Source organism: Acidovorax cavernicola, assembly GCF_003581445.1.
In genome coordinates, this window is the sequence record NZ_QXMN01000168.1 from 1 (window position 1) to 1,978 (window position 1,978).

4 protein-coding genes and 1 pseudogene are annotated in these 1,978 nt (G+C 68.6%); 3 read left to right on the forward strand and 2 right to left on the reverse strand.

All coding sequences use genetic code 11. The features are described 5' to 3' along the window. Both D3H34_RS32120 and D3H34_RS34960 read left to right on the forward strand, forming a co-directional pair. Nucleotides 1–373, forward strand: a 373-nt coding sequence (locus D3H34_RS32120; RefSeq protein WP_147400563.1) for a DNA-3-methyladenine glycosylase I, incomplete at its 5' end; no start/stop codon positions are given. A gap of 20 nt (nt 374–393) precedes the next feature. Beyond that, nucleotides 394–549: pseudogene (locus D3H34_RS34960) on the forward strand (hypothetical protein); the annotation flags it as partial. A gap of 107 nt (nt 550–656) precedes the next feature. Here the strand turns inward: D3H34_RS34960 and D3H34_RS34840 are convergent. Continuing rightward, complete coding sequence (locus tag D3H34_RS34840) at nt 657–809, reverse strand: hypothetical protein (protein WP_286186543.1); 153 nt, start codon at nt 807–809, stop codon at nt 657–659. Between the two features lie 182 nt (nt 810–991). On the opposite strand from D3H34_RS34840, the gene D3H34_RS34580 reads away from it, so the two are divergent. Then, nucleotides 992–1,297, forward strand: a complete 306-nt coding sequence (locus D3H34_RS34580; RefSeq protein WP_205736855.1) for a DMT family transporter — start codon at nt 992–994, stop codon at nt 1,295–1,297. Here the strand turns inward: D3H34_RS34580 and D3H34_RS32130 are convergent. Continuing rightward, the coding region (locus D3H34_RS32130; RefSeq protein WP_119558811.1) for a LysR substrate-binding domain-containing protein at nt 1,225–1,978 on the reverse strand (754 nt) is incomplete at its 5' end. The two genes, D3H34_RS34580 and D3H34_RS32130, sit on opposite strands and share 73 nt — an antisense overlap.

A 1,978-nucleotide genomic window follows, 5' to 3' on the forward strand; every position in this document is an offset into this window, starting at 1 on the left:
CGCCGGCTTCGACCCGCAGGCCGTGGCGGCTTTCGGTCCGCACGATATCGAACGGCTGATGGGCAATGCGGGCATCGTGCGCGCCCGGGCGAAGATCGAGGCGACGATTCGCGGCGCGCAGATCTTTCTCGAGATGCAGGCGCGTGGCGAAGACTTCGCCGACTACTGCTGGTCGTTCACCAACGGCCAGCCGCTGCAGGGCACGGGCAATGCGACGCAGACCGAGCTGTCGGCGCTGATCTCCAAGGACATGAAGCGCCGCGGCTTCAAGTTTGTCGGGCCGACCATCGTCCATGCCTGGATGCAGGCCGTGGGCATCGTCAACGACCATGCTGCGTCGTGCTTTCGTCGCCCGCAGGTGATGGCGCCCTGAGACGCAACATCTAGCCGCGCATGACAGCTTCACCTCCCCGGCAATTGCCGGGCGTCGCGGCCATTCTGCTGGCCTCGCTCCTGTGGGGAACCACTGGCGTGGCGGCGACCTTTGCGCCCGAAGTGGGCGCGGCCGCGATCGGCGCCGCGGCCATGGGAATCGGCGGGCTGCTGCAGGCCGCCATGGCGCTGCGCCCCATGGGCCGCAGCCTGGCGGCGCTGCGCGCGCAGTGGCAGTGGCTGGTGCTGGGCGCGATCGCGGTCGCGGTCTACCCGCTGGCGTTCTACGGATCGATGCGCCTGGCCGGCGTGACCATAGGCACCGTGGTGTCCATAGGCTCGGCGCCCTTGTTTTCCGCGGCGCTGGAAATGGCCCTCGATGGCACGCGCGTCAGCCGGCGCTGGGCCGTGGGCGCGGCGCTGGGCGTGACCGGCATGGGCCTGCTGTGCTTTGCCGAAGGCGCGGGCCACGGCACGCCCGCGCCGTCCGTCACGGCCGGCGTCGTGCTGGGCCTGCTCGCCGGGCTGACCTATGCGCTGTATTCGTGGGCCGCGCGGCGGCTGATGCAGCGGCGCGTCGCCCCGCGCGCCGCGATGGGCGCGATCTTCGGTCTCGCCCGTGGGCATCTACATGTGGCTGGTGCCGATGTTCCTCGGCTATGTCTGCTTCGGCTACGGGCTGGCGCGCATTCCCGCGAGCACCGCCACGGCCATCACGCTGGTCGAGCCCGTGGTCGCCGCGGGTCTGGCGGCGCTGATCGTCGGCGAGCGGTTGCCGGGACAGGGCTGGGCCGGCGTGGCGCTGATCTTCATCTGCCTGGTGTGCATCACCCTGCCGCGGCGCACGGGCTCTCAATCGGCGGACTGCGCCGCATCCACGCGGCAGCGCGACTCGAAGCCGATCACTTCAGGCCGGCAGACATAGCTCTGCAGCCATTCGGAAAAGCGCTTGAGCACGGGCGAGTTCTTGCGGTCCGGCCGGTAGTAGAGGAAAAAGCGCGGCGACTTCTCGAGCGGCAGCTGCTTAAGCAGGTCCACGCCGAACGGCGCGACCAGGCTGCCGGCCTGGATATGGGCCAGCGCATCGAGGTAGGAAATATGGCCTATGCCCAGCCCGGCCAGCGTCGCCTCGAGCATTGCGTCGTGGGTGTGCAGCTGCAGCACCGGCTGGTTGTTCGTCTGGCGCAGGCCCAGCAGGTCCAGCGTGTCCTGCCACAACGTGTTTTCCGCGAGCGGCAACACCAGCGAGTGCTGCAGCAGGTCTTCGGGCGTGTTCACGGGCAGGCGCGCGAGCAGCGACGGCGCCGCGACCAGCACCTTGAGGTCTTCGACCAGCGGCGTTTCCGAGAGCAGCGGAATGCCGCCATAGCCCCAGTGGATGGCCGCGTCTATGCCCTGCTGCTGCAGATCGGGCAGCTCCACCCCCACCAGCATGCGCACATCGATATCGGGGAACTCCGATTTGAAGTTGCCCAGATTGCGGATCAGGTACTGGGTTGCGAAATACGGGCTGACGTGCAGCACCAGATTGCGGCGCGCGTCCTTGTTGGTCACCGCGAGCACGCCCTTGGCGAGCGCATCGAAACCCTGCTTGACCGGCTCGTAC